Genomic DNA, 538 nt, shown 5'->3' with positions numbered 1-538 from the left:
CTTATGCTCTTCCTCGGTGAACAGCTCAGCTGCCTGTCTCACGAACATTGGTGTCTCGGCGACGGTCTGCATCTCGATCCTATAACCCAATGGGCTATAAATATGACTTGACGATATCGTGTGTCAATGGTCCGATGTGCGGCGACAACCAATCAACGAGATCAACATCTCAGTTCGTCCCTCCTGGGAGATATGCGGCGGCTTTGGCCTGCCAAGCAGTCACATATTCGAACCATCAAAGGCCGGCAGATCGCCCTGGTAACGGTTGAGGCCGATATCCTGCAGCGTCGCGCGGCGATGGATTTCGGCCATGATCGGTTCGAATATGCTGTTTGCCCGTTCGAGTTCGGCATGTTCGGCGAGATGGGCGGGCACCAGTTCGGCAATCTCGGAGAAGACCTCGTTCTCGTTGACAGTGGTCAACCGCCCGTTCTGCATGACGATCCTGCCCGCGACCATGACCGTCTCCACCGAAGAGCCGTTTTCGGCAAAGACCAGTTGCCGGGCGGCATCGTTGAACGGCATGAAGGCATAGGAG

1 pseudogene is annotated in these 538 nt (G+C 56.1%); it reads right to left on the bottom strand.

Features of this window, described 5'->3' with window-relative positions:
• Positions 1–219: 219 nt before the first annotated feature.
• A pseudogene (locus AC1D0P_RS27915) lies at positions 220–538 on the bottom strand (hypothetical protein); the annotation flags it as partial.

The sequence above is a fragment of the Polaromonas sp. P1_G2 genome (assembly GCF_056405515.1).
The sequence above is the reverse complement of the archived record's forward strand: the minus strand, read 5'-3'. Positions and strand labels throughout refer to the sequence as shown.